A 26,830-nucleotide genomic window follows, 5' to 3' on the forward strand; every position below is an offset into this window, starting at 1 on the left:
GGCGATGGCCACTTTCCTCGCGTTCCTGCGCGCCATCAACCTCGGCAGGACGCGAGTGTTCCCCAAGGGCGACATCCAGCGGGTCGTCGCCGAGGCCGGCTTCGAGAACGTCGAGACGCACATCAACACCGGCAACGTGCGGTTCGACTCGCGGATGCGGTCGCGCGCCAAGATCGAGGCGACGCTGGAGCAGGCGTTCGCCCGCGACCGCGGGTTCGAGGTGCCCACGATCGTCTTCTCCACGGCGGAGTTCACCGAGATCGGCCGGCACGCCGACGAGCTCGCGGCCGCCCATCCCGGGCTCGCCCGTCACTACGTCTACCTCCTGAAGGACGAGCTCGACGCCGCCGCGCACGAGGCGGTGACGGCGGCCGCCACCGAGAAGGGCGAGATGATCGTGCGGGGCCGCGGTGCGCACGCCCTGCTGCGCCCGGGCTACCAGAACGGGCAGGTCGATCCGCTGGGTGCGGCCAAACGGCTGGGTGTGGCGACGAACCGCAACGTCACGGTCATCCGCACCCTCGTCGACAAGTGGTGCTGACGGCATCCCCCGGGCGACGCCCCGAGGCCCGCACTGTCGGACGGCGCGGCTATCGTTGTCCGGGTGAGTGACGGCGGCTGGAGCGACGACCCCTACGCCGACCTGGTGTGGGATCCCGACGAGCAGGCGCCTCCGCCCGACCCCGATGCGCCGCTGCCGCCCGATCCCGCGTACGACGGCTATGCCGGAGCCCTCGCCCGCGCCACCCGCGCCGGGTCGGGGCCGGCGACCGCCGGGCGGAGCGCGGCCCCGGTGGCGGCGCAGCAGGCAGCCGTCCTCTCGCTGGAGCGGCGCGACCACACCGGCGCCGATCCGCGCGCCGTGCTCAAGGAGGTCTTCGGCTACGACGACTTCCGCGGCGACCAGGCCGACATCGTGGCGCAGGTCGTCGGCGGCGGCGACGCCGTCGTGCTCATGCCCACCGGCGGCGGCAAGTCGATCACCTATCAGGTGCCCGCTCTCGTGCGGCCGGGCACGGGACTGGTCATCAGCCCGCTCATCGCCCTCATGCACGACCAGGTCGATGCGCTGATCGCCAACGGCGTGCGCGCCGCCTTCCTCAACTCCACCCAGTCCCCGGGCGAGCGCGCGGGCGTGGAGCGCGCGTTCCTCGACGGCGAGCTCGACCTGCTCTACGTCGCTCCGGAGCGCCTCAGCGTGCCCGCGACCACGGCGCTGCTCCAGCGCGGGCGGCTGAGCGTCATCGCGATCGACGAGGCGCACTGCGTGAGCCAATGGGGCCACGACTTCCGTCCCGACTACCTGGCGCTCGGCGACCTCGCGGACCGCTTCCCGGGCGTGCCCCGCATGGCCCTCACCGCCACCGCCACCCGCGCCACCCACGCCGAGCTCACCGAGCGGCTGTCGCTGTCGACCGCGAAGCACTTCGTCGCGAGCTTCGACCGCCCGAACATCCAGTACCGCATCGAGCCGAAGGTCGATCCCCGGCGGCAGCTGCTCCAGTTCATCCGGCGCTTCGACGGCGACGGTGCGGCCGGGGCGGGCATCGTCTACGCGCTCAGCCGCAAGTCTGTCGAGCAGACCGCCGACTACCTGCGCGGGCAGGGTGTCGACGCGCTGCCCTATCACGCGGGCCTTCCCGCCGAGGTGCGCGCCGCGAACCAGTCGCGCTTCCTGCGCGACGACGGCGTGGTCATGGTCGCCACGATCGCCTTCGGCATGGGGATCGACAAGCCCGATGTCCGCTTCGTCGCGCACATCGACCTGCCGAAGTCGGTCGAGGGCTACTACCAGGAGACCGGTCGCGCCGGCCGTGACGGCGAGCCGGCGATCGCCTGGATGGTCTACGGGCTCGGCGACGTGGTGCAGCAGCGCCGCCTCATCGATCAGTCTCCCGGCGACCGCACGTTCAAGATGCGCCTCGGGCAGCACCTCGACGCGATGCTCGCCCTCTGCGAGACGGTGGCGTGCCGCCGTCAGAACCTGCTCGGCTATTTCGGCCAGGAGTCGGGTCCGTGCGGCAACTGCGACACCTGCCTCGAGGCGCCCGACACGTGGGAGGGTCTCATCCCCGCGCAGAAGCTCCTCTCGACGATCGTCCGCCTGCAGCGCGAGCGCGGTCAGGCGTTCGGCGCCGGCCATCTCATCGACATCCTCCGGGGCGGATCGACCGAGCGGATCGCCCAGCAGGGACATGACAAGCTCGCGACCTACGGCATCGGCGCCGACCTGTCGGATCAGGACTGGCGCTCGGTGGTCCGTCAGCTGCTGGCTCGCGGCATCCTCGTCGCGCAGGGGGAGTACGGCACGCTCGCGCCGGGGCCGGATGCGGCCGCCGTGCTCCGCGGCGAGCAGTCCGTCCCGCTGCGACGCGACGTGCTCGGCCGTGCCACGACCACGCGCGTCCGCAAGGGGAGTGTGCCCGAAGCGGTGGCGGAGGGCGACCGCGACCTGTTCGAGGCGCTCCGCGCCTGGCGCGCGGAGCAGGCGCGGGAGCAGGGCGTGCCCGCGTACATCGTGTTCGGCGACGCCACTCTGCGTGCCCTGGCCGACAAGCGTCCTCGCACCGCCGACGACCTGAGCGGCATCACGGGGATCGGTGCGAAGAAGCGCGAGGCCTACGGCGACGCGGTCCTCGCCGTGATCGCCTCCGCCTGACGGCATCCGTCCCTCGGTCCATTCACCGGCCGTGGAACTGAGTCCCACAGAGGGCGGGTGTGGGTTTCACACAATCGGCATCGGCCGGGGCGGGGACCGGCGTTGTGCGAGTCGTCCAACGCAGTTGGCCGGGCCTTGTGGACCTCCTACCGTCGACAGTGACCTTTTCTGTCCGCCGACGCCGAGAGGTACGCGATGACCGACGCCGCCGTCCGTCCCACCAAGCCCGCCACCAACACGCGCACGCCCGCCGGGGGCGCGCCCACCGCCGCGCACTCGGCGGCCGAGGCGCACGAGCCGCGCATCGACGTGGCCGCGGTGGAGAACGCCCTCCTCGGCACGTGGGCCGAGACCCGCCGCAGCGCGCGCGAGCTGATCAAGGACCCGGTCTTCTGGCGGATCGACGGCCAGCCGATGGCCGACCACCGCGAGCGCGTGCTCAGTCAGCTGCACCTTCTGGTCGACAACGACGGATCCCGCCGCGCGTTCCCCGCCGAGTACGGCGGGCTCGACGACAACGGCGCCAACCTCGCGGGCTTCATGGAGCTCGTCCTCGCCGATCCGAGCCTGCAGATCAAGTCGGGTGTGCAGTGGGGGCTGTTCGGCTCGGCCATCTACCAGCTGGGCACGAAGGTCCACCACGACCGCTGGCTGCGGGATGTCATCAGCCTCGAGCTGCCCGGGGCGTTCGCCATGACCGAGACCGGCCACGGATCCGACGTCGCCGCCATCGGCACGACCGCCACCTACGATCCCGCCACCGAGGAGTTCGTCATCCACACGCCCTTCCGCGGCGCGTGGAAGGACTACCTGGGCAACGCCGCCCTGCACGGCAAGGCCGCGACGGTGTTCGCGCAGCTGATCACCGGCGGCGTGAACTACGGCGTCCACTGCTTCTTCGTCCCCCTGCGGGACGAGACCGGCGCGTTCCTCCCGGGGATCGGCGGCGAGGACGACGGCGTGAAGGGCGGGCTGAACGGGATCGACAACGGGCGTCTCCACTTCGACCATGTGCGCGTCCCGCGCGAGAACCTCCTCAACCGCTACGGCGACGTCGCCCCGGACGGCACGTACTCGAGCGAGATCCCGACGCCCGGCCGCCGCTTCTTCACGATGCTCGGCGCGCTCGTGCAGGGCCGCGTGTCGCTCGACGGTGCCGCGACCACGGGCACCGCCCTCGCCCTCCACATCGCGGTCACCTACGCCAACCAGCGCCGCCAGTTCGACTCCGGGTCGGGATCCGACGAGGTCGTGCTGCTGGACTACGGCAAGCACCAGCGCCGCCTGCTGCCGCGGCTCGCCCAGGTGTACGCCCAGTTCTTCGCGAACGACGAGCTCCTGCGGAAGTTCGACGGCGTCTTCGGCGGCACCGCCGACACCCCGGAGGAGCGCGAGGACCTCGAGACCCTCGCCGCCGCACTGAAGCCGCTGTCGACCTGGAACGCGCTCGACACGATCCAGGAGTGCCGCGAGGCCTGCGGCGGGGCCGGCTTCCTCGCCGAGAACCGTCTCGTCGGCCTCCACCAGGACCTCGACGTCTACGTCACCTTCGAGGGCGACAACAACGTCCTCCTCCAGCTGGTGGGCAAGCGCCTGCTGTCGGACTACGCCCGCCAGTTCAAGGGCGCGGATGCCGCGAAGCTCGCCGGGTTCGCCGCCCGCCAGACCGCCGGCAAGCTGTTCCACGGAGCGGGTCTCCGCCAGCTCGGCCAGACCGTGGCCGACTTCGGCTCGACCGCCCGCTCGGTGGAACTCGGCCTCCGTGCCGACCAGCAGCACGACCTGCTCGCGGGACGCGTCGAGCAGATGGTGTCCGACATCGCCGCGCGCCTGCGTCCCGCCGCCAAGGCCTCGCCGGCCGACGCCGCCGTCATCTTCAACGCCAACCAGTCGGAGCTCATCGAGGCGGCGCGCGCGCACGGGGAGCTCCTGCAGTGGGAGGCGCTGACCGACGGCGTGAACCGCATCGAGGACGAGGGCACGCGCCAGGTGCTGACCTGGCTGCGCGACCTGTTCGGCCTGAGCCTCATCGAGAAGCACCTCGCCTGGCACCTGATCAACGGCAGGCTGTCCACCCAGCGCGCCGCCGCGGTCACCCGCTACATCGACCGCCTGTGCCTCCGGCTGCGGCCCCACGCGCAGGATCTGGTCGACGCGTTCGGCTTCGCACCCGAGCACGTGCGCGCGCCCATCGCCTCCGGCGCCGAGCAGGCGCGTCAGGACGAGGCGCGCGCCCACTACGCGGCGCTCGCCGCCTCGGGCGAGGCCCCGGTGTCGGAGAAGTCGCTGAAGAAGAAGTAGGACGCGCGCGGCAGCGCCGGGACGCGACGTGCCGTTCGGTCACGGCGCGGTAACGATCGCGGTGCGGATGTACGTCGGCGGCCATCTGCGGACACTTCACGGTGAAGGCAGTGCGCTGCCGGGCGCCCGTTCGGCTTCGAGGCGCCGGTGGCGGCCTTCACGGGGGACCGTCTCGGGTGGGCGGTCCCCCATCTTCGTGCTGTCGTCGACCCTCGCTACCCTGACGGGGTGACGCACGACCTCCGCACCGGTCCCGACGGCATCGACCGCTGCGCGTGGGTCGGTGACGACCCCGAGTACCGCCGGTACCACGACGAGGAGTGGGGGCGGCCGCTGCACGGCGACCGTCCGCTGTTCGAGAAGATGAGCCTCGAGGGGTTCCAGGCCGGGCTCAGCTGGATCACGATCCTGCGCAAGCGGCCCCGGTTCCGCGAGGTGTTCGCCGGGTTCGAGCCGGCCGTGGTGGCCGCCTTCACGGCCGACGACGTCGAGCGCCTCATGCAGGACGTCGGCATCATCCGCAACCGCGCCAAGATCGAGGCGACGATCTCCAACGCGCGCCTGGCGCTGGCGATGGCGCCGGGAGAGCTCGATGCGCTGATGTGGTCGTTCGCGCCCGCGACGCACGAGCGGCCGCGGAGCTTCGCCGAGGTGCCGGCGACGACCGCGGAGTCCGACGCGATGTCGAAGGCGCTGCGCAAGGCCGGCTTCCGCTTCGTCGGTTCGACGACGATGTACGCGCTCATGCAGTCCGCGGGGATGGTCGACGACCACGTCGTGGGGTGTCACCGCGCGGGGTGAGCGTCCGCGCTCCCGAGTCGGGGCAGCTCGAGGATGCGGTCCGCCGCCTCCGCGACGGCCGGATCGTGCGTCACGAGCAGGATGGCCGCCCCCTCGCACGTCTCGAACAGGAGCGCGAGGATCTCGTCGCGCAACCCCGCGTCGAGTGCGCCGGTGGGTTCGTCGGCCAGCAGCAGGGCGGGTGGGCGCACCACGGCGCGAGCGATCGCCACCCGCTGCTGTTCACCGCCCGACAGTTCGGTGGTCCGGTGGTCCGCGCGCGCGGCGAGGTCCACGCGCTCCAGCGCGCGGATCGCGCGCTCTCGCGCCTCCACCCGGCTCACGCCCTGGAGCAGCAGCGGCAGCTCGACGTTCTCGCGCGCCGAGTACCGCGGCAGCAGTCGGAAATCCTGATGGACGTGCGAGATCTGACTCAGACGCACACGTGCCCGCTCGTCGATCGTCATCGCGCCGAGGTCGGCCCCGGCTACCGACACGGTTCCCGAGGTCGCAGTGAGTCGGCCGGAAGCGAGCGCGAGCACGGTGGATTTCCCTGAGCCCGAGCGACCGACGAGGGCGACGCGATCCCCCGGGGAGAGTGCGAAGCTCAGTCCGCGGAGGACTTCGACGTCGCCCCGACGCCGGTGGACATGGCGGAAGTGCACCTCGTCGAAGCGGAGTGGGGAATCGGTCATCGTGCTCCTTGGGTGGGAGTGGCGGGTGACTGCAGAGCGGCTCGGCGGTGGTCCCGCGCCGTGGAGATCGCGGCGGCGACGATCGCGGCGGCGGCGAATCCGAGCGCGGTCGCGAGCCAATGCGGCGTCTGGATGTAGATCCCCGCCACCTGCCACAGCAGCTGCCGCACCGCGGCCGCAGCCCCGAGAGCCGAAAGCGCGGTCATCGACGCAGTGACGAGCAGGGGAGTCGAACGAAGGCGGGCCGAGCGGCACCCCAGATCGAGCAGGAGATCGTCGACAGGAGCGAGTTGTGCGCGTACGCGCCGCGCGCCCTGGAGGCTCACGAGCAGCCAGAGGCCGAGGCTGATCAGCGCAACGGGCAGCAGCAGGCCGGTGAACTCGACGTCCGAGAGGGCGAGCAAGACGTGCGAGATCCGCTCCTCTTTGCCGGGGCGCTCTTCCCCACCCGGCGTGGTCCAGTACCGGACTGCAGATGTCGACGTTGCCGTCATCGGACCGGTCACCTCGTCGCACGTGTCGTCGGCAAGCACGAGCAGACCGCTCGCGAGACCGACATCGATGTCGCGGAAGGGGCGCGTGATCGCGCTCACGCCGATGCGGCATGAACGACCGTCGGCCGCCACGACCAGGTCGTCGCCGACCCGGATGCCGAGAGCCGCCGCCGTGGCCTCGTCGAGTGCCGCCTGGCGCGGCCGGGGGCGGCCGTCGAGAAGGTTCGCGCCGAGAAGCACTGCCAGATCCGTGGTTGCGGCGGACGGGTACACCCAGACGGTCGGCTGCGCGGAGCCGATGAGATCGCCGTCGGCACGGCCCTCCGCGTCGAACTGACCGGTGGACAGAACGTTGACCCCGGACACCGTGGTGATGGTCGGTGCGTCGGGCCGCGCAGACGCCGCCTCGACGGGGATGCGGCCCGCGTAGAAGAGATGGCCCTCGAACGCGAGCGCGTCGAAGCCGACCTGACTGGCGAGCAGGAGGACGACCATCGAGAGCATTCCGCCGACGGACGTCATCACAGCATCTGCGAAGAGCTGAGCGGCGTTCAGGTGTCGCACCTGTGCGCGCGCGGCGACCAGTCGCGGCGTCATCGGCTCGCCTGCCGCAGATGGATGAGCGCGATGAACGACGCGGTGATCAGTCCGACGATGACGCCCGCCGCGGTGAGGGCCACCCACACCGGTGCAAGAGACGGTGGCATGACGGGACCGGCGAAGCCTGTTGCGTACGCCGTAGCGCCGATCGCGGAGCCCATGGTCAGAGATGCGAGGATCACCGTGCAGACCGCGACCACGACGCCGCGGTACACGCGTCGGGCGGACGCGCCCAGCTCGATCAGGAGGGTGGCGCGTCCGCGGAACACCCGCAGGATCGAGACCGACTCGCCCGTGATGATCGCCAGCAGCGCCAGGAACGCGATCGCGCTGATCGCGAGGATGAGCGAAAGCTTGGCCACCGCCTGATCCTCGGCGCGCTCGAGCGTGGCGTCCTGAGGCTGCGCAGTGAATGGCTCGGTGTAGTTGCCCTCCAGCAGCCGTGACTTCCAGGGCTCCGACCTCAGCACCTTCAGGACCGCCGTCGGCGCCGCCGTCGTCAGCATCTGCGTCGGCGAGGTCGCCTCCGGCGGAAAGTGCGCGGACGCGGTCCGCGCAGAGATCTGAGCGAGGCCGTCGGTGGCCATCGCGCGGACGGCGTACACCCCGCGCACGGTGAGGTCGGCGGTCGTGTCGGGTCCCGTCACGAGTCGGACAGGGTCGCCGGGTGAGAGATCGAGCCCCCGGGCGATGTCGATGTTGATGTCGATCCAGTCGCTCTCGTCGTGCGGGTCACGCACACCGCCGGCGACCCGCGTCTCCGAGGGCATCAGGGTGAGCTCGAAGTCGGGCTCGTCGCCCGAGAGAACCCACAGATCGACGTTCGGGACCGCTCTCGTCGAGGTGCCGGCAGCGGTCGTGATGGTGGAAGCCAACGCGACCCGCTCCCCGCTGAGAGCGCGGCTCAGGGCGGGGCCGCTGTCGGGGTCGGCCTCGACCGGGGCCGATGTTCGGGCCTCGGTATAGCGGTATCCGGCGGTGTCGAGCACGAACTGAACGGGGAACACCATCCCCAGGGCGAGAGTGAGGCTGGCCGCCGCGCAGAGCACGACGGCCAACTTCCACAACTCCACGCGGATGGCGCGGAGCGCCTGTCTTGAGTGGGTGGTCACTTGACGGTGATGCGTACGGCGGCGTTCGCGTCGATCTGGTTGCCGGTGCCCGAGCCGGCATGGAAGTGTCTCGACCCGCTCGTGCCACCGACGGCGCTGCCCTTGATCGTCACCGTCTTCGAGCCCCAGAATGTGGACTCACCACGGACGAGCCACTGCGTCGTGCCGAGCCACGAGTCGTACTTCTTCGCGTATGCCGTGCTCTCGAGGGTCCCGTTCCACGAATCGAGTCGCGGCTGGCGGAAGATCGAGGGCGGCGAGAGCCCCATACGTGCCGAGCCGGCCTGTTCTGAGTGTGGACCTGCGCATGGACTCTTCCTCCCTGAGCGCGCGATCGATGATCACGCTTGTGAGCCACAGCATAAAAGCGCGAGCGTACGTTCGTTACGCTTCAGAGCGTTCTGGGGATAACTCGCGCACGAGCCAGCTCGGCGCGGGCGGGGCAAGCTCGGGCTGTCCGGGGTCGGTGCCAAGCTGTAGGGTCACACCGACCCGACGACCAGGACGGATGCCATGCCCACCACCGCGCACCCCGCCGACAGCCACGACCGCATCCGGGTCGTCGGCGCCCGCGAGAACAACCTCCAGGGCATCGACGTCGAGATCCCCAAGCGGAGGCTCACGGTCTTCACCGGTGTCAGCGGATCGGGCAAGTCGTCGCTCGTGTTCGGCACGATCGCCAACGAGTCCCAGCGCCTCATCAACGAGACCTACCCCACCTTCGTCCAGCAGTTCATGGGTCAGCTCAGCCGACCCGAGGTCGATGCGCTCGAGAACGTGAGCCCGGCCATCATCGTCGACCAGGAGCGGATGGGGGCCAACGCGCGTTCGACCGTGGGGACCGCGACCGACGTGCACGCGATGCTGCGCCTGTTGTTCAGCCGCCTGGGCCAGCCGCACGTCGGATCGCCGCAGGCGTTCTCGTTCAACGTGCCGTCGGTCTCGGGGGCGGGCGCGGTGACCATCGCGGTCGGCAAGGACAAGGGCAAGAAGGAGCGGCGCTCGTTCGAGATCACCGGCGGCATGTGCCCGCGATGCGAGGGTCTCGGTGAGACGAGCGAGGTCGACGTGGACGAGGTCGTCGACCGCTCGCTCTCCCTCAACGGCGGCGCGATCCGGGTGCCCGGCTACAGCGCCGACGGCTGGATGGTGCGCATCTTCGCGGAGTCGGGCTTCGTCGACGGCGACAAGCCCATCGCCGAGTACACCGAGCAGGAGCTGCACGACTTCCTGTACCGCGATCAGACGAAGGTCCGCGTCGCCAACACCAACATGACCTACGAGGGGCTCATCCCCAAGATCACGAAGTCGATGCTGCAGAAGGACCGGGAGTCGCTGCAGCCGCACGTGCGCGCCTTCGTCGAACGCGCGGTCAAGTTCCTGCCGTGCCCGGACTGCGGCGGCACCCGCCTGAACGAGGGGGCCCGCTCCTCGCGCATCGCGGGCAAGAACATCGCCGAGGTCGCCGCGATGCAGATCACCGACCTCGCCGACTGGCTCGCCACCGTCGACGCCCCCGAGGTCGCACCGCTGATGGCGGGGCTCCGGCAGACGGTCGCCTCCTTCATCGACATCGGCCTCGGCTACCTCTCCCTCGACCGCTCCAGCGGCACGCTCTCGGGCGGCGAGGCGCAGCGCACCAAGATGATCCGCCACCTCGGGTCGAGCCTCACCGACGTCACCTACGTCTTCGACGAGCCGACGGCGGGACTCCACCCCCACGACATCCAGCGGATGAACGCCCTGCTCGGGCACCTGCGCGACAAGGGCAACACGGTGCTGGTCGTCGAGCACAAGCCGGAGGTCATCGAGATCGCCGATCACGTGGTGGACCTCGGACCGGGGGCCGGACGCAACGGCGGACGCATCATGTTCGAGGGCGACGTCGCGGGCCTGCGCGCATCGGACACGCTGACCGGCCGCCACCTCGATCACCGGGCTTCGCTCAAGCCCGCGACGCGGACCGCGACCTCGCACCTGCAGATCCGCGGGGCCACCCAGCACAACCTCAAGAGCGTCGACGTCGACATCCCGCTCGGCATCCTCACCGTCGTCACCGGTGTCGCCGGGTCGGGCAAATCCTCGCTCATCCACGGCAACGTCCCCGCCTTCGACGACGTCGTGGTGGTCGACCAGGCGCCGATCAAGGGATCGCGCCGCAGCAGCCCGGCAACGTACACCGGCATCCTCGACGCCATCCGCTCCGCGTTCGCCAAGGCGAACGGCGTCAAGCCCGGTCTGTTCAGCGCGAACTCCGAGGGAGCGTGCCCGGCCTGCAAGGGCCTCGGCGTCATCATCACGAACCTCGGCTTCACGCAGAGCGTCGAGACGCGCTGCGAGCTGTGCGAGGGCAGCGGCTTCAGCGACGACGTGCTCGAGTACACCCTGGAGGGCAGGAACATCGCGGAGGTGCTGGCGATGTCGGCCTCGGAGGCGGCGGAGTTCCTGCCCAAGAGCCCGGCGCACGCCACACTCGCGCGCATGGTCGACGTCGGGCTCGGCTACATCACGCTCGGCCAGGCCCTCAACACCCTGTCGGGCGGTGAGCGCCAGCGACTGAAGCTCGCGATCTCGATGGCGAAGAAGGGCGCGGTGTACGTGCTCGACGAGCCGACCACCGGCCTGCACCTGGCCGACGTCGACAACCTCCTGAGCCTGCTCGACCGTCTGGTCGAGGCGGGCAACTCGGTGATCGTCATCGAGCACCATCAGGCGGTCATGGCGCACGCGGACTGGATCATCGACATCGGCCCCGGTGCCGGCCACGACGGCGGCACCGTGGTCTTCGAGGGGACCCCGGCCGACCTGGTCGCGGCGGGCTCGACCCTGACCGCTCAGCACCTGGCCGCGTACGTCGGCTCCTGACGCGCGAACCGACACGTTGCCGCCGAGCCGACACGCCCCGACCGCACGCGAGGTGTCGGCTCGGCAAGAGCGTGTCGGCTCGGCAGAGGACGCCTCGCGGACGGGCCGTGAAAAATGGGGAGTTCTCCCCTGCCTCCGGGCTCGGTGCATCGCGATCGCTGACGTAGGCTGACTCTGTCCGCCAACAGTGAGCGACTGATTCAGCGATCAGTTCCCGACGCCACGCCGAAGAACAGCCCGGGGGGAGCCGAGCCCGATGAAGTCCTTCGCGTGGCTTCGCGCGCGTCCGCGCACGCTCGCATCCGTCGGTGTCGTGGGCGCCGTCGCGGTGACCCTCGGCACCCTCGCCTTCGTCTACGAGGGCAATCCCACCACCGAGGTCGACCTCCACGACGGCGGCGTGTGGGTGACCAAGCAGTCGAGCATGCTCGTCGGTCACTTCAACCACGAGTCGCGCGTGCTCGACGGCGGGCTGCGGACGGCCACGGCGACCTACGACGTGCTCCAGTCCGGATCGCGCGTGCTGGTCGTCGACGAGACGACGGTCACGGCCGTCGACCCGGCGCGGGTCACCCTCGGCGGCAGCACCGACCTGCCGGCGGGTGCGCGGGTCGCCCTCGGCTCGGGATCGGTCGCCATCCTCGACCCGGGCGGCCAGCTCTGGTCCACCGACTTCTCCGCCGTCTCCTCCTTCGCCCCCGAGACCGTGGATCCGATCGCGGAGCTCGGCGACGGCGCCGTCACGGCCGTCGCCACGGACGGGACCGTGTATGCGGCCTCGGCCGAGAAGGCCTCGCTGCTCGCCTTCGGCGACGCCGGCGACGGCACGGTCACCGTGTCGGGAGAACGCGAGCTCGAGGGTGTCGAGAAGGATCACACCCTCCAGCTGACCGCCGTGGGCCACGTGGCGTTCGCGCTGGACGCCGACACCGGCACGCTCTACGGCAGCGACGGCACCCGGGTCGAGGTGCCCGCCGACGCGGTGCTCCAGCAGGCCTCCGACGCGACCGACGCCGTCACGCTCGCGACCCCGACGTCGCTCCTGCGGGTGCCGCTCGGCGGCGGTGAGCCCACGACGGTCGAAGTCGACGCCGCCGAGGGCACCGCGGCCCAGCCGGTGTTCGTCGCAGGCTGCGCCTACGGCGCATGGTCGGGCACGGGGCAGTTCGTGCGCGACTGCCCGGGCGAGGCCGACGACCTCACCGAGACGATCTCCGGCCTCGACGAGACGAGCGTCCTGCAGTTCCGCGTGAACCGCGACGTCGTCGTGCTCAACGACGTCTTCGGCGGTGCGGCGTGGATGGCCAGCGACAGCATGCAGCGCGTCGACAACTGGCAGGACATCACCCCGCCCGAGGGCGAGGGCGAGGAAGAGGAGGAGACCACCGAGGAATCGGTGCAGACCACCCTCCCCGAGCGCACCGAGGACAACACGGCGCCGATCGCCAACGACGACCAGTACGGCGTGCGGCCGGGCCGCACCACCGTGCTCCCGGTGCTCGAGAACGACACGGACGCCGACGGCGACGTGCTCGTCGCGTCGGTCGAGCGCGAGCCGTCGTTCGGGACGATCGAGCCGATTCACAACGGCGCGGCCCTCCAGATCACCGTTCCCGAGGACGCCTCGGGGTCGACGACGTTCACGTACGAGGTCGACGACGGACGGCAGGGCACCGACACGGCGTCGGTGACCGTCACGGTGCGGCCGCTGGATCAGAACTCCCCGCCCGTGCAGCGCCGCAAGACCTCGGTGCCGGTCGAGACGGGCGGCACCGCGTCGTACAACGTGCTGTCGGACTGGATCGATCCCGACGGCGACGACATCTTCCTGCTCGCCGTCACCCCCGACGGCGGCGACGAGGCCGACTTCACCTCGGACGGGCAGATCACCTACCGGGCGATCGGCGGGGTGCAGGGCCGCAAGGAGGTGCCCGTCTCCGTCTCGGACGGCACCGACACCGGAACGGGCGTCGCCGTCTACGACATCCGCCCCCTCGGGACGACGCAGCCGATCACCAACGCCGACCACGTCGTGGTGCGCGCGGGGCAGTCGATCACCGTCACGCCGCTGGCCAACGACACCAGCTCGGGCAGCGAGCCGCTGCGCCTGACGCGCGTCGACGAGGTCGAGGACGCCCGGATCGTCGCCGACTTCCCCGACAAGACCTTCACCTTCACCTCGACGAAGGTGGGGACGCACTACGTGCAGTACCTCGTCTCGGCGGGCCCGAACTCGGTGCCCGGTCTCGTGCGCGTGGACGTGCTCCCCGACGAGGAGAACGACCTCCCGCCGGTCGCCGTCCGCGACATCGCGCTCCTGCCCCAGGGCGGCGACGTGCTCGTCAACGTGCTGGGCAACGACTCCGACCCCGGCGGGGGCATCCTCGTCGTGCAGTCGGTGAGCGTGGAGCCCGGCAGCGGCGTGGCCGCGGCCGTCCTCGGCCATGAGACGGTGCGCATCACCGACCAGAGCGGTCTGGATGGTCAGGTGCGCGTCGCGTACACCATCTCCAACGGCGTGGCCTCCGCCACCGGGGAGATCGTCGTCATCCCCGTGCCGGCGCCATCTCGGCTGCGGCCGCCGGTCGCCGAGCCCGACCAGGCGGTCGTGCGCGTGGGCGATGTCGTCACGATCCCCGTGCTCGACAACGACTACCACCCCAACGGCGACACCATCCACGTCGCCGACGAGCTCGTCGAGACGGTCGACCCGGAGGACGGCGAGGCCTTCGTGGCCGAGGACACCGTCCGCTTCCGTGCGGGGACCGAGGCCAAGACCGTCAACCTGACCTACGACGCGGTGGACTCGACGGGGCAGCGCGACGCCGGCTTCGTCCGCATCCAGATCCTCCCGATGAACGAGGACGGCAACGCGGCGCCGCGCCCGCGGGATCTCACGGCGCGCGTGCTCGGCGGGTCCAAGGTGGAGATCCCGGTGCCGCTGGACGGCATCGACGAGGACGGCGACTCCGTCGAGCTCGTCGGTCTCGCCTCCGCGCCCGCCAAGGGACGCATCGTGGAGACGAAGGTCGCCTCGTTCGTCTACGAGGCCTTCGAGGAGTCGATCGGCGTCGACACCTTCACGTACCGGGTGCGCGACCGCCTCGGCAAGGAGGCCACCGCCACCGTGCAGCTGGGGATCGCACCGGTCGCTTCGGCCAACCAGGCCCCCTACGCGGTCCGCGACGCCGTCATCATGCGGCCCGGGCGCCAGGTCGCCCTGCCGGTGCTCGACAACGACTCCGACCCGGACGGCGACCAGTTCGGCTTCGCCGCGAACGCCGTCGAGCTGCCCGAGGGCGTCTCGGGGCTCGACGCGGAGGTCTCGGGCCGCTACCTGCTGATCACCGCGCCCGACGAGCCGATGCAGACGAGCGTGAACTACACGATCGCCGACGAGCGCGGCCTGGAGGCCACCACCTCGGTGCAGATCACCGTCGACCCCGACGTGCCGCTCCTCCCGCCGATCGCGCGCGACGACCGCGTCCTGGCCGAGGACGTCACCGAGCAGGGCACGGCCGACATCGCGGTGCTCGAGAACGACGACGACCCCGACGGCACCCGCAGTGCACTCGAGGTGACTCTGGGCACCGGCGGCGGATCGGCGCAGGTGCGTGCCGACGGCATCGTGCGCGTGACGCTCACCGATGAGCCGCAGCTGATCACCTACACCGTGACCGACGTCGACGATCAGTCGGCATCCGCCTTCCTCCGCGTGCCGTCGCTGGATGCGCTGCCGCCGAGCCTCCTCTCGACCGAGGCCCTCGTGGTGGACAGCGGCGAGACCGTCGAGCTCCCTCTGGCCGAGTACGTCACCGCGGCGGGCGGCAAGAAGGTCGTCATCACCGAGGCCGGAAAGGCCAAGGCCGCCCATTCCAACGGCGCCTCGCTCGTGAAGGACCAGACGACGCTCGTCTACACGTCGAAGGACCGCTACTTCGGCGCGGACGCCCTCACCTTCGAGGTGACGGACGGCACGGGTCCCGACGATCCCGACGGCCGCAAGGCCACGCTGACGATCCCGATCACCGTCCTTCCTCCCGAGAACCAGCCGCCGACGTTCGTGGGCGCCTCGCTCTCGGTGGCGCCCGGCGAGGACGCGGCGCGGCTGAACCTGCGCGAGCTCGTCACCGACCCCGATCCCGGCGACGAGGAGAACATCACCTTCGACCTCGCGAACGGTGCGCCGGCGGGTGTGCGGGCGACGATCGACGGCGGCTCGCTGCTGGTGGCCGCCGACGCCGATGTGGCCAAGGGGACGACGTTCTCGCTCCAGCTCCGTGCGACGGACGGGCAGACGACGCCCGTCGAGGCCGCCGTCACCGTGACGGTGACCGCTTCCACGCGCGAGCTCGCGAACGCGAACGACGACATCGTCGCCCAGGCCGACCAGGGCGTGATGGTGTCGGTGCCGGTGCTGAACAACGACGTGAACCCGTTCCCCGACACCCCGCTAAAGGTGGTCGGCGTCGAGCAGGAGTCCGGGCAGTTCCAGTCCGTCCAGGTGAACGGCGACCGCATCGAGGTCACGAGCGCCTCCGACTTCGTCGGCACGCTGGTGGCGCGCTACACGGTCGAGGACAAGACGCAGGATGCGGACCGCCGCGTGGAGGGTCGCGTCCGCGTCACCGTCCAGGGCCGCCCCGACGCTCCCGGCAAGCCCACCGTCACCGCGGTGGAGAGCCGCACCGTCGTTCTCTCCTGGACGCCGCCCATCGACAACGGACGCCCCATCACCGGCTACACGGTGACCTCGGTCGCGGGTGGGTACTCCAAGGCATGCCCGTCCACGACCTGCACCCTCGACGGGCTGACGAACAACGTCGAGTACAACTTCGTCGTCACGGCCACCAATAGCGTGGGCACCTCCGACCCTTCGGTGCCGTCCGAGACCGCGCGCCCCGACCAGCGTCCCGACCAGCCCAACCCGCCCACGCTCGCCTTCGGCGACCGCAGCCTCGACGTCTCGTGGACGGTGCCGCGCACCGAGGGCTCGCCGGTGGAGAGCTACACGCTCGAGATCTCCCCCGCCCCGCCCTCCGGGGTCACCCAGAAGACCGGCGTGACGCAGACCCGCATCACGTGGGACGGACTGGAGAACGGCGTCGCCTACCAGGTGCGTGTCCGCGCGCACAACCGCGCCCCCGAGCCGTCGGACTTCAGCGGCTGGTCGGCGACGGAGATCCCCGCCCGCCAGCCCGACGCGCCCGCCGCGCCGACGACCGAGCGGATCGACTCCGTCGGCTCGCAGAGCCAGATGCGGGTGTCGTGGAACCAGCCGGCCAACAACGGCGACGCGATCGCCGGGTACCAGCTGCGGGTCCTGCAGGGGTCCTCGGTGGTGCGCACCATCGACGTGGCCGCCGGCCAGACGAGCCAGGCCGTGACGGTGGACAACTCGACCAGTTCGTACACGTTCAGCGTGCGCGCCTCCAACAAGGCGGGCTGGGGCGAATGGAGCCCCGCCTCGGCGCCGCGTCAGGCCGCGGGCACGCCGTCCGCGCCGACGGCGGTCGCCGCCACCGAGGGTGACAACCGCGTCGGCGTCACGTGGACCGCGGGATCGCTCAACGGCGCGAACGCGAGCCAGGTGGCCTACCAGTACTCGGTGAACAACGGCGGCTGGCGCGGCGACTGGGTCGCCGGCGGGAACGGCGGCTCGGGGACGATCGGCAACGGGCAGGTCGACAACAACGGCACCTACTCGATCCGCGTGCGCGCCGTGTCCACCGTCGAGGGGGTCACGAACGAGGGCGACCCGTCGGCGGCGTCGAACCAGGTCCGCCCCTACGGGCAGATCGGCAACCCGACGGCCCGGGCGACCGCGAACGGCACGACCATCACGATGACCTGGTCGTCCCCGGCGCGCAACGGCCGCGACGTCACGACGGAGATCCGCACGGGCGACGGCCGCGGGTGGCGGACCGTGTCGGCCAGCGGCACCGAGAGCTACAACGTCGGCTACAGCACCACGCGCACGATCGACGTCCGCACGAGTGCCGCGGGCAGCACGACCACCACGGCTTCCGACTCTGCCCGGACGCAGGATGCGCCGCCGCCGCCGTCTCCGCGGGTGTGGGTCACGAAGGGCAGCGGCGGGCCGCAGGCGTGCGCGAACGGCTGCTACTACTTCCGGGTCAACACGGAGAACTTCCCCGGCGGGAGCTACCGCGTGGACTGCTACACGTCGAGTTCGAACAAGTTCAACTCGTACGACGGGCCGTTCAACATCCCCTCGAACGGGTCGGTGCAGCTGCAGTGCTGGCACGGCTCCGATGACGTCGACGTGTGGGTCGACATCAAGGGCTGGGGCGGCGCGGTCGACACCGAGAAGCGATTCTGGGCTCGATAGCCCGCACGAGAACGACGAACCGACGACACCGACGACACCGACGAGAAGGACGCAGACAGATGAGCATGACCCCCGAGCAGGCGGCCTGGTTCCGCGACACGTTCGTGCGGCTGGTGGACAACGTCGACCAGGCCCTCATGGGCAAGCGCGAGGTGGTGGGGCTGGTCCTGTCCGCGATGCTCGCCGAGGGTCACGTGCTGCTCGAGGACGCCCCCGGCACCGGCAAGACCAGCCTGGCGAAGGCGCTGGCCGCGAGCGTGCAGGGCACGTCCAACCGCATCCAGTTCACGCCCGACCTGCTGCCCTCCGACGTCACCGGCGTGACGATCTACGACCAGCAGAACCACAAGTTCGAGTTCCACCGCGGACCCGTCTTCGCCTCGATCGTGCTCGCCGATGAGATCAACCGCGCCTCGCCGAAGACGCAGTCGGCGCTGCTGGAGGTCATGGAGGAGTCGCGGGTCACCGTCGACGGCGTCGCGCACGAGGTGGGTCGTCCGTTCCTGGTGATCGCGACCCAGAACCCCATCGAGCAGGCGGGGACGTACAAGCTGCCCGAGGCCCAGCTGGACCGCTTCATGGTCAAGACCTCGATCGGCTACCCGTCCCTGGCCGTCGCCGAGCGGATCCTCGCGGGGGCGGTGGACCGCAACCCCTCGGCGAGCCTGCGCCCCGTCATCACGACCAAGGCCGTCGCCGACATGGCCGATCTCGCCGCCACCGTCCACATCGACCCGGCGGTCGCCCGCTTCTCGGCGCAGCTGGTGGAGGCCACCCGGGCCGACGAGGGCGCGCGGCTGGGTGTCTCGGTGCGCGGATCGATCTCGATGATGCGCATCGCGAAGGTCTACGCGGCCGCCCAGGGCCGTCACTACGTGGTCCCCGACGACATCAAGGCGCTCGCGGTGCCCGTGTGGGCGCACCGCCTGGTGCTCGACGCCGAGGCGGAGTTCTCGGGCGTGACGGCGGAGCGGATCGTCCAGAACGCGCTGGGCGCGGTCGAGGCGCCGCTGGCGAGGGCCACCGCCTGATGACGGTCACCCGGGACTCCGCCCTGCCGACGCGCGCCGCGCCTCGGCGGATCGGCGTGCCCGGAACGCCGCAGCCCCCCGCCCCGGCCGATGCGCCGGCGGCCACGACCTCCGTCACCGCCGAGCAGTCGCGCGCCGCCCGCTGGCGGGAGGATGCGCTCGTCTGGCTCGCCGTGGCGGGGCGTCACGCCGCGCGGGTCGCGGCCGTCGTGCGTCCGCTCGGCTGGGTGGCGCTCGCGCTGGCCGTCGTGCTCTGGTTCGCGGCGATCACCTACGGCTGGATCGAGGCGATGGTGGCCGCAGCGGTGGTGACCGCCGTCCTCGTGCTCAGCATCCCGTTCCTCTTCGGCCGCACCGCCTACGCGGTCGACCTCGACCTGACCCGCACCCGCGTGGTCGTCGGCGAGCGCGCCGTCGGCGCCCTCACCCTCACCAACGGCACCGGTCGTGCGCTGCTGCCGTCGGAGGTCGTGCTCCCCGTCGGCTCGGGCCGCGGCGTGTTCGACGTGCCGCGCCTGGCGGCAGGGGAGTCCCACGAGGAGCTGTTCGCCATCCCGACCTCCGCCCGCGGCGTGCTCGCGGTCGGACCGGTGAGCGTGCTGCGCGGCGACCCGCTGGGGATGTTCGAGCGCACGCACGACCGCCGGCAGGCGGTGGAGCTGTTCGTCCACCCGCGGACCACGTCCCTGGACGGGCTCTCCCTCGGGCAGATGCGCGACCTCGAGGGGCTGCCCGTCCAGCAGCTCGAGCGCGACGACGTCTCGTTCCACGCGCTGCGCGAGTACCAGCCGGGCGATGACCTGCGCCACGTGCACTGGAAGTCCACGGCGCGCACCGGCGACGTGATGGTGCGTCAGTACGAGCAGACGCGTCGGTCGCACTTCGTGGTCGGGCTCTCCAGCCACCCCGACGAGTACCGCGACCCCGAGGAGTTCGAGCTCGCGATCTCGGTGGCCGGCTCGGTGGGGCTGCGGGCGCTGCGCGATTCGCGCGTGCTCGACGCCCGCACCCAGCACGGGGCGCTGCGCGCCGACACGGGCCGGCGCTTCCTCGACGGCCTCGCGGCGCTCGAGCCGTCGCGACCGCGCGACGGCGGCGTGGTCGCCCTTGCCGGTGCGATGGCCGTCGGCGCGCCCCAGGCCGCCGTCGCCGTGCTCGTCTGCGGATCGGCCGTGGACGCCGCCGACCTCCGGCTCGCCTGCTCCCGCCTGCCCTACGGCGTGCGGGTGCTCGCGGTGATCGCGGACGCGCGGGCCGACGCGCCGTCCCTGCGCCGCGTGGGCGACGGCGACGTCGTCACGCTCGGCGCGCTCGACCAGCTGGGCCGCGCCGTCCGGAAGGTGCTGTCGTGAACCGTCCGATCGTGCGCCTCGGGATCGACCTGGCCGCCGTGGCCGCGCTGCTGGCTGTCGCCGTGATCGGGTTCGGACCGACCTTCGACGGGCCGCAGTACCTCGTCGCCGGCTTCGGGGCGATCGTCGTGGGCCTCGCGATCGCCTGGCTGGGGCAGTGGCGCCGCTGGGGCGTGCTGCCGGTGGCCGGCGTCACCCTGGCCGTGTACTTCCTGCTCGGCGGCGCCCTCGCGCTGCCGCACACCGCTTTCCTCGGGGTGATCCCGACGATCGAGACGTGGCGGCAGCTCGCCCTGGGCACCGTCACCTCGTTCAAGACCCTGCTGACCACGGTGCCGCCGGTGGCCGCCTCGGACGGCCACCTCATCGTCCCGTTCCTGCTCACCCTCGTGGCCGCCGTCCTCGCCGGGTCGCTGGCGCTGCGCGTGCGTCCCGCCGCGTGGGCGCTGCTTCCCGCCCTCGCGCTGACCGCGCTCCAGATCCTCCTCGGGGCCTCCCAGCCGGCCGCGCCGCTCGTGCAGGGTCTCGTGTTCGCGGCGATCGCGGTGGTGTGGCTCGCGCTGCGGCAGACGTGGGACGCCGACTCGGCCGCCCAGCGCATCGACAACCCCGCGGCGACCCCGTCGCGCCCGCTCCGCGCGCGCCGGCTGATCGCCGGAGGCGCCGTGCTCGCGATCGCCGCAGGCGTCGGCATCGGCACCGCCGCCTTCGCGACCCCGCCTGCGCAGCGCTACATCCTCCGCGACTTCGTCGTGCCGCCGTTCGACATCCACCAGTACCCGAGCCCGCTGCAGTCCTGGCGCGGGATCATCCGCGACGACGCGGACTCGACGCTGTTCACGGTGGGCGGTCTTCCCGACGAGGCCCGTGTGCGGCTGGCGACGATGGACGCCTACAACGGCATCGTCTACAACGTCTCCGACGACGGGGCGGGCTCCTCGAGCGCGTTCACGCCGGTCCGCTCGAACATGTCGCCGACGGCGACGGGCACCGAGACCACGGTGCGCATCGACATCGCCGACTACCGCGGCGTCTGGCTGCCCGATGTCGGCGCGGTCACCGAGATCGCCTTCGACGGCGACCGCGCGGGCGAGCTGCGTCGCAGCGCCCACTTCAACGACGCGACCGGCACCGGCATCGTGACCGCGGGTCTCACCGGCGGCGACGCCTACACGCTCCAGACGCGGGTGTCGGAGGTGCCGAGCGACAGCGCGCTCGCCGATGCGCAGTTCGCGCCGCTCACGATGCCCAAGCAGGAGGGCGTGCCGGAGTCGCTCTCCAAGCTGGCGGCCGAGAACCTCGGCGACGCGGAGACGCCGATCGAGCGCGTGCGCGCGCTGCAGGACTGGCTGAGCACCGACGGCTACTTCAGCCACGGCCTCGCCGACGACGTCTACTCGCCGTCCGGTCACGGCGCGGCGCGGATCTCGATGCTCTTCGGCAACGAGCAGATGATCGGCGACGACGAGCAGTACGCGGTCGCGATGGCCCTTCTCGCCCGGCAGCTGGGCATCCCCGCCCGTGTCGTCATGGGCTGGTACCCCGACGAGGACGAGGCCGATGCCGGCGTGTTCACCGCGACCGGCGACAACCTCCACGCCTGGGTCGAGGTCGCCTTCGACGGATTCGGCTGGGTGCCGTTCGATCCGACCCCCGACGAGGACAACGAGCCCAACGACCAGAACACGAAGCCGCAGGCCAACCCCAAGCCGCAGGTGCTGCAGCCGCCGCCGCCCGCGCAGGAGCCCGCCGATCTGCCGCCGACCATCGCCGACGACCGCGAGCAGGACGACGACAAGGAGCCGGGTGTCGACTGGCTCGGCCCGATCCTCCTCTACGGCGGGATCGGCCTCGGCCTCGCTGCCCTGATGATGGCGCCGTTCATCGTGCTCGGCCTCATCAAGGGCGCCCGCCGCGCGCGACGCCGCGCCGCGGAGCGGACCGCGGACCGCATCTCGGGCGGGTGGGACGAGCTGGTCGACAACGCCGTGGACCTGCGGACGCCCGTCGTCCCGGGGGCCACGCGCGCCGAGAGCGCGCAGATCGTCGGCACCCGCTTCGACGAGCCGCGCGTCGCCACCCTCGCCACCTGGGCGGACGCCGATGTCTACGGCCCCGGCGACCCGTCGCCGGAGGAGGTCGACGCGTTCTGGGCGCAGGTCGACGAGCTCGTCGGGGGCATGCGCCAGCAGACGCCGTGGTGGCGGCGCCTCGGAGCGCGCCTCAGCCTGCGCTCGCTGCGACGGGGTCGGCGGTCGTGACCGCCGTGCTGCCCTCCGACACCCGCCCCCGGGACGCGGTGCTGCGGGAGCTGCGCGGCGGCGACACGGTCGCCGACGTCATCGGCGGCGTGCCCGCGTTCGGACCTCGCGCCCTGGCGACGCTGGTGTGGGACGACGGCGTCCGTCACGCGGTGCGCACCCCCACGGTCTTCGGGCGCAACCCTGGCGCGGTGCCGGGGTGGCAGGTGGCCGCCGTCCGGGACGAGACGCTGTCGCTGTCGCGCACGCACTTCGCGATCGGCGGTACCCTCGGCACCGTATGGATCGCCGACACGGGCTCGTTGAACGGCACCGACATCGTGCGGGACGGCGAGCAGCACCGCGTCGCCCCGGGCGAGCGGTGGATGCTGCGTGCAGGTGACATCCTGGAGGTCGGCGATCGTCGGGTGAGCATCGAGGGGGTGTGATGGCGGAGTCTCCCATCACGGTGCTCGTCGGCGCCGCCACCCACGCGGGCCTGCGGCGCGCGGTCAACGAGGATTCCCACCTCGCCGAGGCGCCGCTGTTCCTCGTCGCCGACGGGATGGGCGGGCACGACGCCGGGGCGGCTGCCAGCGCGCTGGTCGTCGAGGAGTTCGGCCGGCTCGCCGGGGCGACGAGCCTCGGCATTCAGGACATGCGCGAGGCGCTGCGGCGGGCGCGCACCCGCGTGCACGCCCTCGAGGCGGGCCAGCGCGCGGCGGGCACGACGCTCAGCGGCGTCGTGATCGCCGACGTGGGCGGCGTGGGCTACTGGCTCACGGTCAACGTCGGCGACTCCCGCACCTACCGGTACTCCGGCGGGGTCCTGGAGCAGATCAGCGTCGATCACTCCGTCGTGCAGGAGCTGATCGACGCCGGCGAGCTCGCCGCGGCCGATGCCGTCCACGACCGCCGGCGCAACGAGATCACCCGGGCGATCGGGGCGGGAAGCGATGGCGAGCCCGACTTCTGGCTCGTACCGGCCGAGCCCGGCGACCGCATGCTCGTCTGCTCGGACGGGCTTTCGGGCGAGCTCGACGGCGAGCGGCTGCGCCGCGTGCTCGCCGAGACCGCCGATCCGCAGGAGGCCGCGACGCGTCTGGTCCACGAGGCGATGGTGCGCGGCGGGCGCGACAACATCACGGTCGTGGTCGTGGACGCCGTGACCGTCCGCGGGCACGACGAGGTCCCGGTCGACACCGCGCAGGCCGCGGCGCGCGATGAGGAGATCGACAGCGACACCCGGCCCAGCGGCCGGTCGCAGGGTTCGGGGAGGACCGATCATGGCTGAGGTCAGGTACGTTCCGGCGGCGGGGAGCGAGGGATGGCGTGCCGCCGTGTCGGCGCAGGCCATCGCGGTGCTCTCGCCGGCGGTCACGCCGCAGACCGCCGAGGCCGTGTGGCGGCGTCTCGACGGCGGCGGCATCGGCGCACTGGTGGAGGCCCTCACGGGCGCCTTCGGCACGTCGCTGACGGCGATCCCGCCCTTCGCGCTCGTCGTGGTGGAGGACGACGGGGTGCGCGTGGCCGTGCGCGGTCCGCTCGCTGTGGTGATCGAGAGCGGGTCGGGTGCGACCGAGGTGTCGGGACGCGGGGTGGCCACCTGGGCCGAGCGTCTCGTCCCGCGTCCGCATCGTGTGACGGTCGCGCCGGGGGTTCCGGACGGCGCGGACGGTGCCGGCGACGTCGACGACGCGCTGTCCCTGCCGATCGCCTCCGGCGTCGTCCCCGTGGACGGCATCGTGCTGACGATCGGCGTCCCGCGCGCGGCGGCGTCCCCGGCGGCCGCCGCTGCGGATCCGGCCGTCGTCGACGAGCCCGCTGTCGCCGCCGAGCCCGCTCCGCTCCCGGCGCCGTCGGGGCCCTTCGCCCCGTTCGCCGCGCAGCCCTCCGACCCGGCTCCCGCGGAGCCGGTCGTGCCCGCCGAGGCCCCGCCGGCGGCGCCGGCCGAGACGGAGACCACGGCCGCGGGCGAGCCCTCGGGCGCCGACACGTGGATCCCGTCCCTCACACAGCTCCCTGCCGACGACGTGCCGGCCGACGACAGCACGATCGCCACGCCGCGCCGCGGCGGAGCGGATGTGGCGGCGACGGTCGTGCGCGACGCCGTCCCGGTCGATGCGGCCGGCACGCCCCCGGCCGGCGATCACGACGGCGCCACCATCTCGGTCGCCGAGGCGCGCCGGCTCCGCGCCGCGCAGTCCCCGTTCGAGCCGGCACCGGCGGGCGCGAACCCGTTCGAGCCGGTGGGCGACGTCCCGCCGCGGTCCCCTGCGCGCGGCCGGGTGCGGCTGTCCACGGGGCGCGTGGTCGAGCTCGAGCATCCGGTGGTCATCGGCCGCCGCCCGCGCTCCACGCGCGCGTCGAGCACGGAGCTGCCGACGCTCATCGCCGTGGAGAGTCCCGAGGGCGACATCTCCCGCAGCCACATCGAGATCCGTGCGGAGGGCGAGCACGTGCTGGTCACCGACCTCGCGACCACCAACGGCACGGTCCTGCTGCGCGGCGGTCAGGATCCGGTGCGGCTGCACCCGAACGAGCCGACCATGGTCGTCACGGGCGACGTGCTCGACCTGGGCGACGGCGTCACCGTGACCTTCGAGGATCTTCCGTGAGCTCCAAGCGCACGCCCGCCCCGCCGCCGCAGCTGCCCGGGTTCACCTTCCTCGAGGTGCTCGGATCCGGCGGCTTCGCCGACGTCTACCTCTTCGAGCAGCATCTGCCCCGGCGCAAGATCGCTGTCAAGGTGCTGCTCCCCGAGAAGATGGCCGGCGCCTCCACCGAGCAGTTCACCGCCGAGGCCAACGTCATGGCGCTGCTGTCGACGCATCCGGCGATCGTCACGATCTATCAGGCGGGGGTCTCCGACGACCACCGGCCCTACCTCGCCATGGAGTACTGCCCGAAGCCGAACCTGCAGGTCCGGTCGCGGGCGGCCGCCCTCTCGGTGGCCGAGGCGCTGCGCATCGGCATCCAGGTGGCGGCTGCCGTCGAGACCGCGCACCGGGCCGGGATCCTCCACCGCGACATCAAGCCCGCGAACATTCTCGTGACGGAATACAACCGTCCGGCTCTGACGGACTTCGGCATCGCGACCACCGCGGGCAGCGTCGACCCGTCCTCGGGCATGTCGATCCCGTGGTCGCCGCCCGAGTCCTTCGCCGACGTCCCCGAGTTCGGCGTGCGGTCGGACGTCTGGGCCCTCGGGGCGACGCTGTTCACCCTGCTCGCCGGGCGGTCGCCGTTCGAGGTGCCGGGCGGCCGCAACGGCGGCGCCGAGCTGATCCAGCGGATCGAGGGACAGCCGCTCGCCCGGCTGGAGCGCGCCGACGCGCCCGAGTCGCTGCAGCTCGTGCTCGAGCGCTCGATGTCCAAGCGACCCGCCGATCGCTACGAGAGCGCGGTCGCCTTCGCCCGTGCGCTGCAGAAGGTCCAGATCGAGCTCGCGCACTCGGTGACGCCGATCGACATCCTCGACGACTCCCCGGACGCCGACGACGAGGACGACGACGACGGCGAGCTCACCCGGGTCCGCGGGATCGTGAGCATCGACCCGCAGACCACTCCGGCCGCGGGCCGCACCCGCGAGCGCATGGTGGACTTCGCCCCGCCGGCCGCGGGGACCAGCGCGGGGACCACCGCCACATCCCCCGACGAGACCGTCGCCCGCGTGGCGGTGCCGCGGTACGTCGAGCCCGATGTGGCCGCCACCGTCGTGCGGTCCTCGCCGCCCGCGATCGGCGCACCGCCGGTCGGGCCGGCACCGGTGGCCCCGGCGCCTGCCGGCTCTGCTCCTGGCGGGGCGGCAGCGACCGCGGCCTTCGCCCCTCTCACCGCAGGTCCCGCGACCCCGGCCGCGCGGTCACCGGCGGAAGCGGGCACTCCCCGCTCCCGCGCCGGGCTCTGGATCGGGCTGGCCGCCGGTGCCACCGCGCTGGCGGTCGCCGGCGTCGTCGCCGGGGCGAGCCTGCTCGCCCCGCAGGCCGAGCCGACCCCGACGACTCCCGCCGTGGTCGACCCGCAGGATCCCGTCGACGGGTACGTGCCCCCGGTGGCCGACCTCACCGGCACCGTCGAGGGCGACCGGGCGGTCTTCACGTGGACCAACCCCGAACCGGCGGAGGGCGACGGCTACGTCTGGTACCCGTACACACTGGAGGGCGAGGGGGAGCAGGGTCTCGTGGACACCGAGACCGTGTCGCTTCCCGTCGACGCGTCGGGTCGCACCTGCATCGCCGTCTCGCTCCGGCGCGAGGACGGCACGACCGGCGACGAGCTGCGCGCCTGCACCCCCTGACGGCTCCGTCCGCCGCAGCCGAGCCGACAAGTTCCTCCCCAACCCACAC

General features: G+C 72.0%; 17 protein-coding genes. 13 read left to right on the top strand and 4 right to left on the bottom strand.

Annotated features, from left to right (window positions below; all coding sequences use genetic code 11):
- The first annotated feature begins 4 nt into the window (after positions 1-4).
- The 4 genes from QQZ13_RS08475 to QQZ13_RS08490 all read left to right on the top strand — a co-directional run bounded on the left by QQZ13_RS08475 (position 5) and on the right by QQZ13_RS08490 (position 5,761).
- Positions 5-541 carry a DUF1697 domain-containing protein gene (locus tag QQZ13_RS08475; RefSeq protein WP_284528585.1) on the top strand — a complete coding sequence of 179 codons (537 nt, stop codon included), beginning with the start codon at positions 5-7 and terminating at the stop codon, positions 539-541.
- Positions 542-604: 63 nt separating this feature from the next.
- Entirely contained in the window at positions 605-2,659 is a 2,055-nt protein-coding gene (gene recQ, locus QQZ13_RS08480; protein ID WP_284528586.1) for a DNA helicase RecQ, read from the top strand.
- A 195-nt stretch (positions 2,660-2,854) separates the two neighbouring features.
- A complete protein-coding gene (locus tag QQZ13_RS08485) occupies positions 2,855-4,960 on the top strand; it encodes an acyl-CoA dehydrogenase (protein ID WP_284528587.1) in 2,106 nt (701 codons plus the stop codon).
- Positions 4,961-5,188: 228 nt separating this feature from the next.
- Positions 5,189-5,761, top strand: a complete 573-nt coding sequence (locus QQZ13_RS08490) for a DNA-3-methyladenine glycosylase I (RefSeq protein WP_284528588.1) — start codon at positions 5,189-5,191, stop codon at positions 5,759-5,761.
- On the opposite strand, the gene QQZ13_RS08495 is transcribed toward QQZ13_RS08490, so the two are convergent.
- From QQZ13_RS08495 to QQZ13_RS08510, 4 genes are read right to left on the bottom strand one after another with little or no spacing between them, the layout of a single operon-like run.
- On the bottom strand, positions 5,746-6,435 hold the full coding sequence (locus tag QQZ13_RS08495; RefSeq protein WP_284528589.1) for an ABC transporter ATP-binding protein: 690 nt from the start codon (positions 6,433-6,435) through the stop codon (positions 5,746-5,748). The genes QQZ13_RS08490 and QQZ13_RS08495 overlap by 16 nt on opposite strands.
- Positions 6,432-7,526, bottom strand: a complete 1,095-nt coding sequence (locus tag QQZ13_RS08500; protein ID WP_284528590.1) for a hypothetical protein — start codon at positions 7,524-7,526, stop codon at positions 6,432-6,434. Before QQZ13_RS08500 ends, QQZ13_RS08495 begins: the two co-directional genes overlap by 4 nt.
- Entirely contained in the window at positions 7,523-8,641 is a 1,119-nt protein-coding gene (locus QQZ13_RS08505; RefSeq protein ID WP_284528591.1) for a hypothetical protein, read from the bottom strand. Before QQZ13_RS08505 ends, QQZ13_RS08500 begins: the two co-directional genes overlap by 4 nt.
- Positions 8,638-8,910 (bottom strand): hypothetical protein, encoded by a 273-nt coding sequence (locus tag QQZ13_RS08510; RefSeq protein ID WP_284528592.1) that lies wholly within the window; start codon positions 8,908-8,910, stop codon positions 8,638-8,640. The genes QQZ13_RS08505 and QQZ13_RS08510 overlap by 4 nt, the downstream gene beginning before the upstream one ends.
- A 244-nt stretch (positions 8,911-9,154) precedes the next feature.
- Here QQZ13_RS08510 and QQZ13_RS08515 point away from each other — a divergent pair, with 244 nt between their 5' ends.
- The 9 genes from QQZ13_RS08515 to QQZ13_RS08555 all read left to right on the top strand — a co-directional run bounded on the left by QQZ13_RS08515 (position 9,155) and on the right by QQZ13_RS08555 (position 26,781).
- Entirely contained in the window at positions 9,155-11,506 is a 2,352-nt protein-coding gene (locus QQZ13_RS08515) for an excinuclease ABC subunit UvrA (RefSeq protein ID WP_284528593.1), read from the top strand.
- A gap of 256 nt (positions 11,507-11,762) precedes the next feature.
- Complete coding sequence (locus tag QQZ13_RS08520; RefSeq protein WP_284528594.1) at positions 11,763-17,858, top strand: Ig-like domain-containing protein; 6,096 nt, start codon at positions 11,763-11,765, stop codon at positions 17,856-17,858.
- A 59-nt stretch (positions 17,859-17,917) separates the two neighbouring features.
- Positions 17,918-18,889, top strand: a complete 972-nt coding sequence (locus tag QQZ13_RS08525) for a MoxR family ATPase (RefSeq protein ID WP_284528595.1) — start codon at positions 17,918-17,920, stop codon at positions 18,887-18,889.
- Positions 18,889-20,241 (top strand): DUF58 domain-containing protein, encoded by a 1,353-nt coding sequence (locus QQZ13_RS08530; protein WP_284528596.1) that lies wholly within the window; start codon positions 18,889-18,891, stop codon positions 20,239-20,241. The genes QQZ13_RS08525 and QQZ13_RS08530 overlap by 1 nt, the downstream gene beginning before the upstream one ends.
- Positions 20,238-22,502 (top strand): transglutaminase family protein, encoded by a 2,265-nt coding sequence (locus QQZ13_RS08535; RefSeq protein ID WP_284528597.1) that lies wholly within the window; start codon positions 20,238-20,240, stop codon positions 22,500-22,502. The genes QQZ13_RS08530 and QQZ13_RS08535 overlap by 4 nt, the downstream gene beginning before the upstream one ends.
- Entirely contained in the window at positions 22,499-22,930 is a 432-nt protein-coding gene (locus QQZ13_RS08540; RefSeq protein ID WP_284528598.1) for an FHA domain-containing protein, read from the top strand. Before QQZ13_RS08535 ends, QQZ13_RS08540 begins: the two co-directional genes overlap by 4 nt.
- A complete protein-coding gene (locus tag QQZ13_RS08545) occupies positions 22,930-23,775 on the top strand; it encodes a PP2C family serine/threonine-protein phosphatase (protein WP_284528599.1) in 846 nt (281 codons plus the stop codon). The genes QQZ13_RS08540 and QQZ13_RS08545 overlap by 1 nt, the downstream gene beginning before the upstream one ends.
- Positions 23,768-25,099 (top strand): FHA domain-containing protein, encoded by a 1,332-nt coding sequence (locus QQZ13_RS08550; RefSeq protein ID WP_284528600.1) that lies wholly within the window; start codon positions 23,768-23,770, stop codon positions 25,097-25,099. The genes QQZ13_RS08545 and QQZ13_RS08550 overlap by 8 nt, the downstream gene beginning before the upstream one ends.
- On the top strand, positions 25,096-26,781 hold the full coding sequence (locus QQZ13_RS08555; protein ID WP_284528601.1) for a serine/threonine-protein kinase: 1,686 nt from the start codon (positions 25,096-25,098) through the stop codon (positions 26,779-26,781). Before QQZ13_RS08550 ends, QQZ13_RS08555 begins: the two co-directional genes overlap by 4 nt.
- The last annotated feature ends 49 nt before the right edge of the window (positions 26,782-26,830 follow it).

Origin of the sequence: Microbacterium sp. T2.11-28 (genome assembly GCF_950097975.1) — a bacterium.
Lineage (GTDB): Bacteria > Actinomycetota > Actinomycetes > Actinomycetales > Microbacteriaceae > Microbacterium.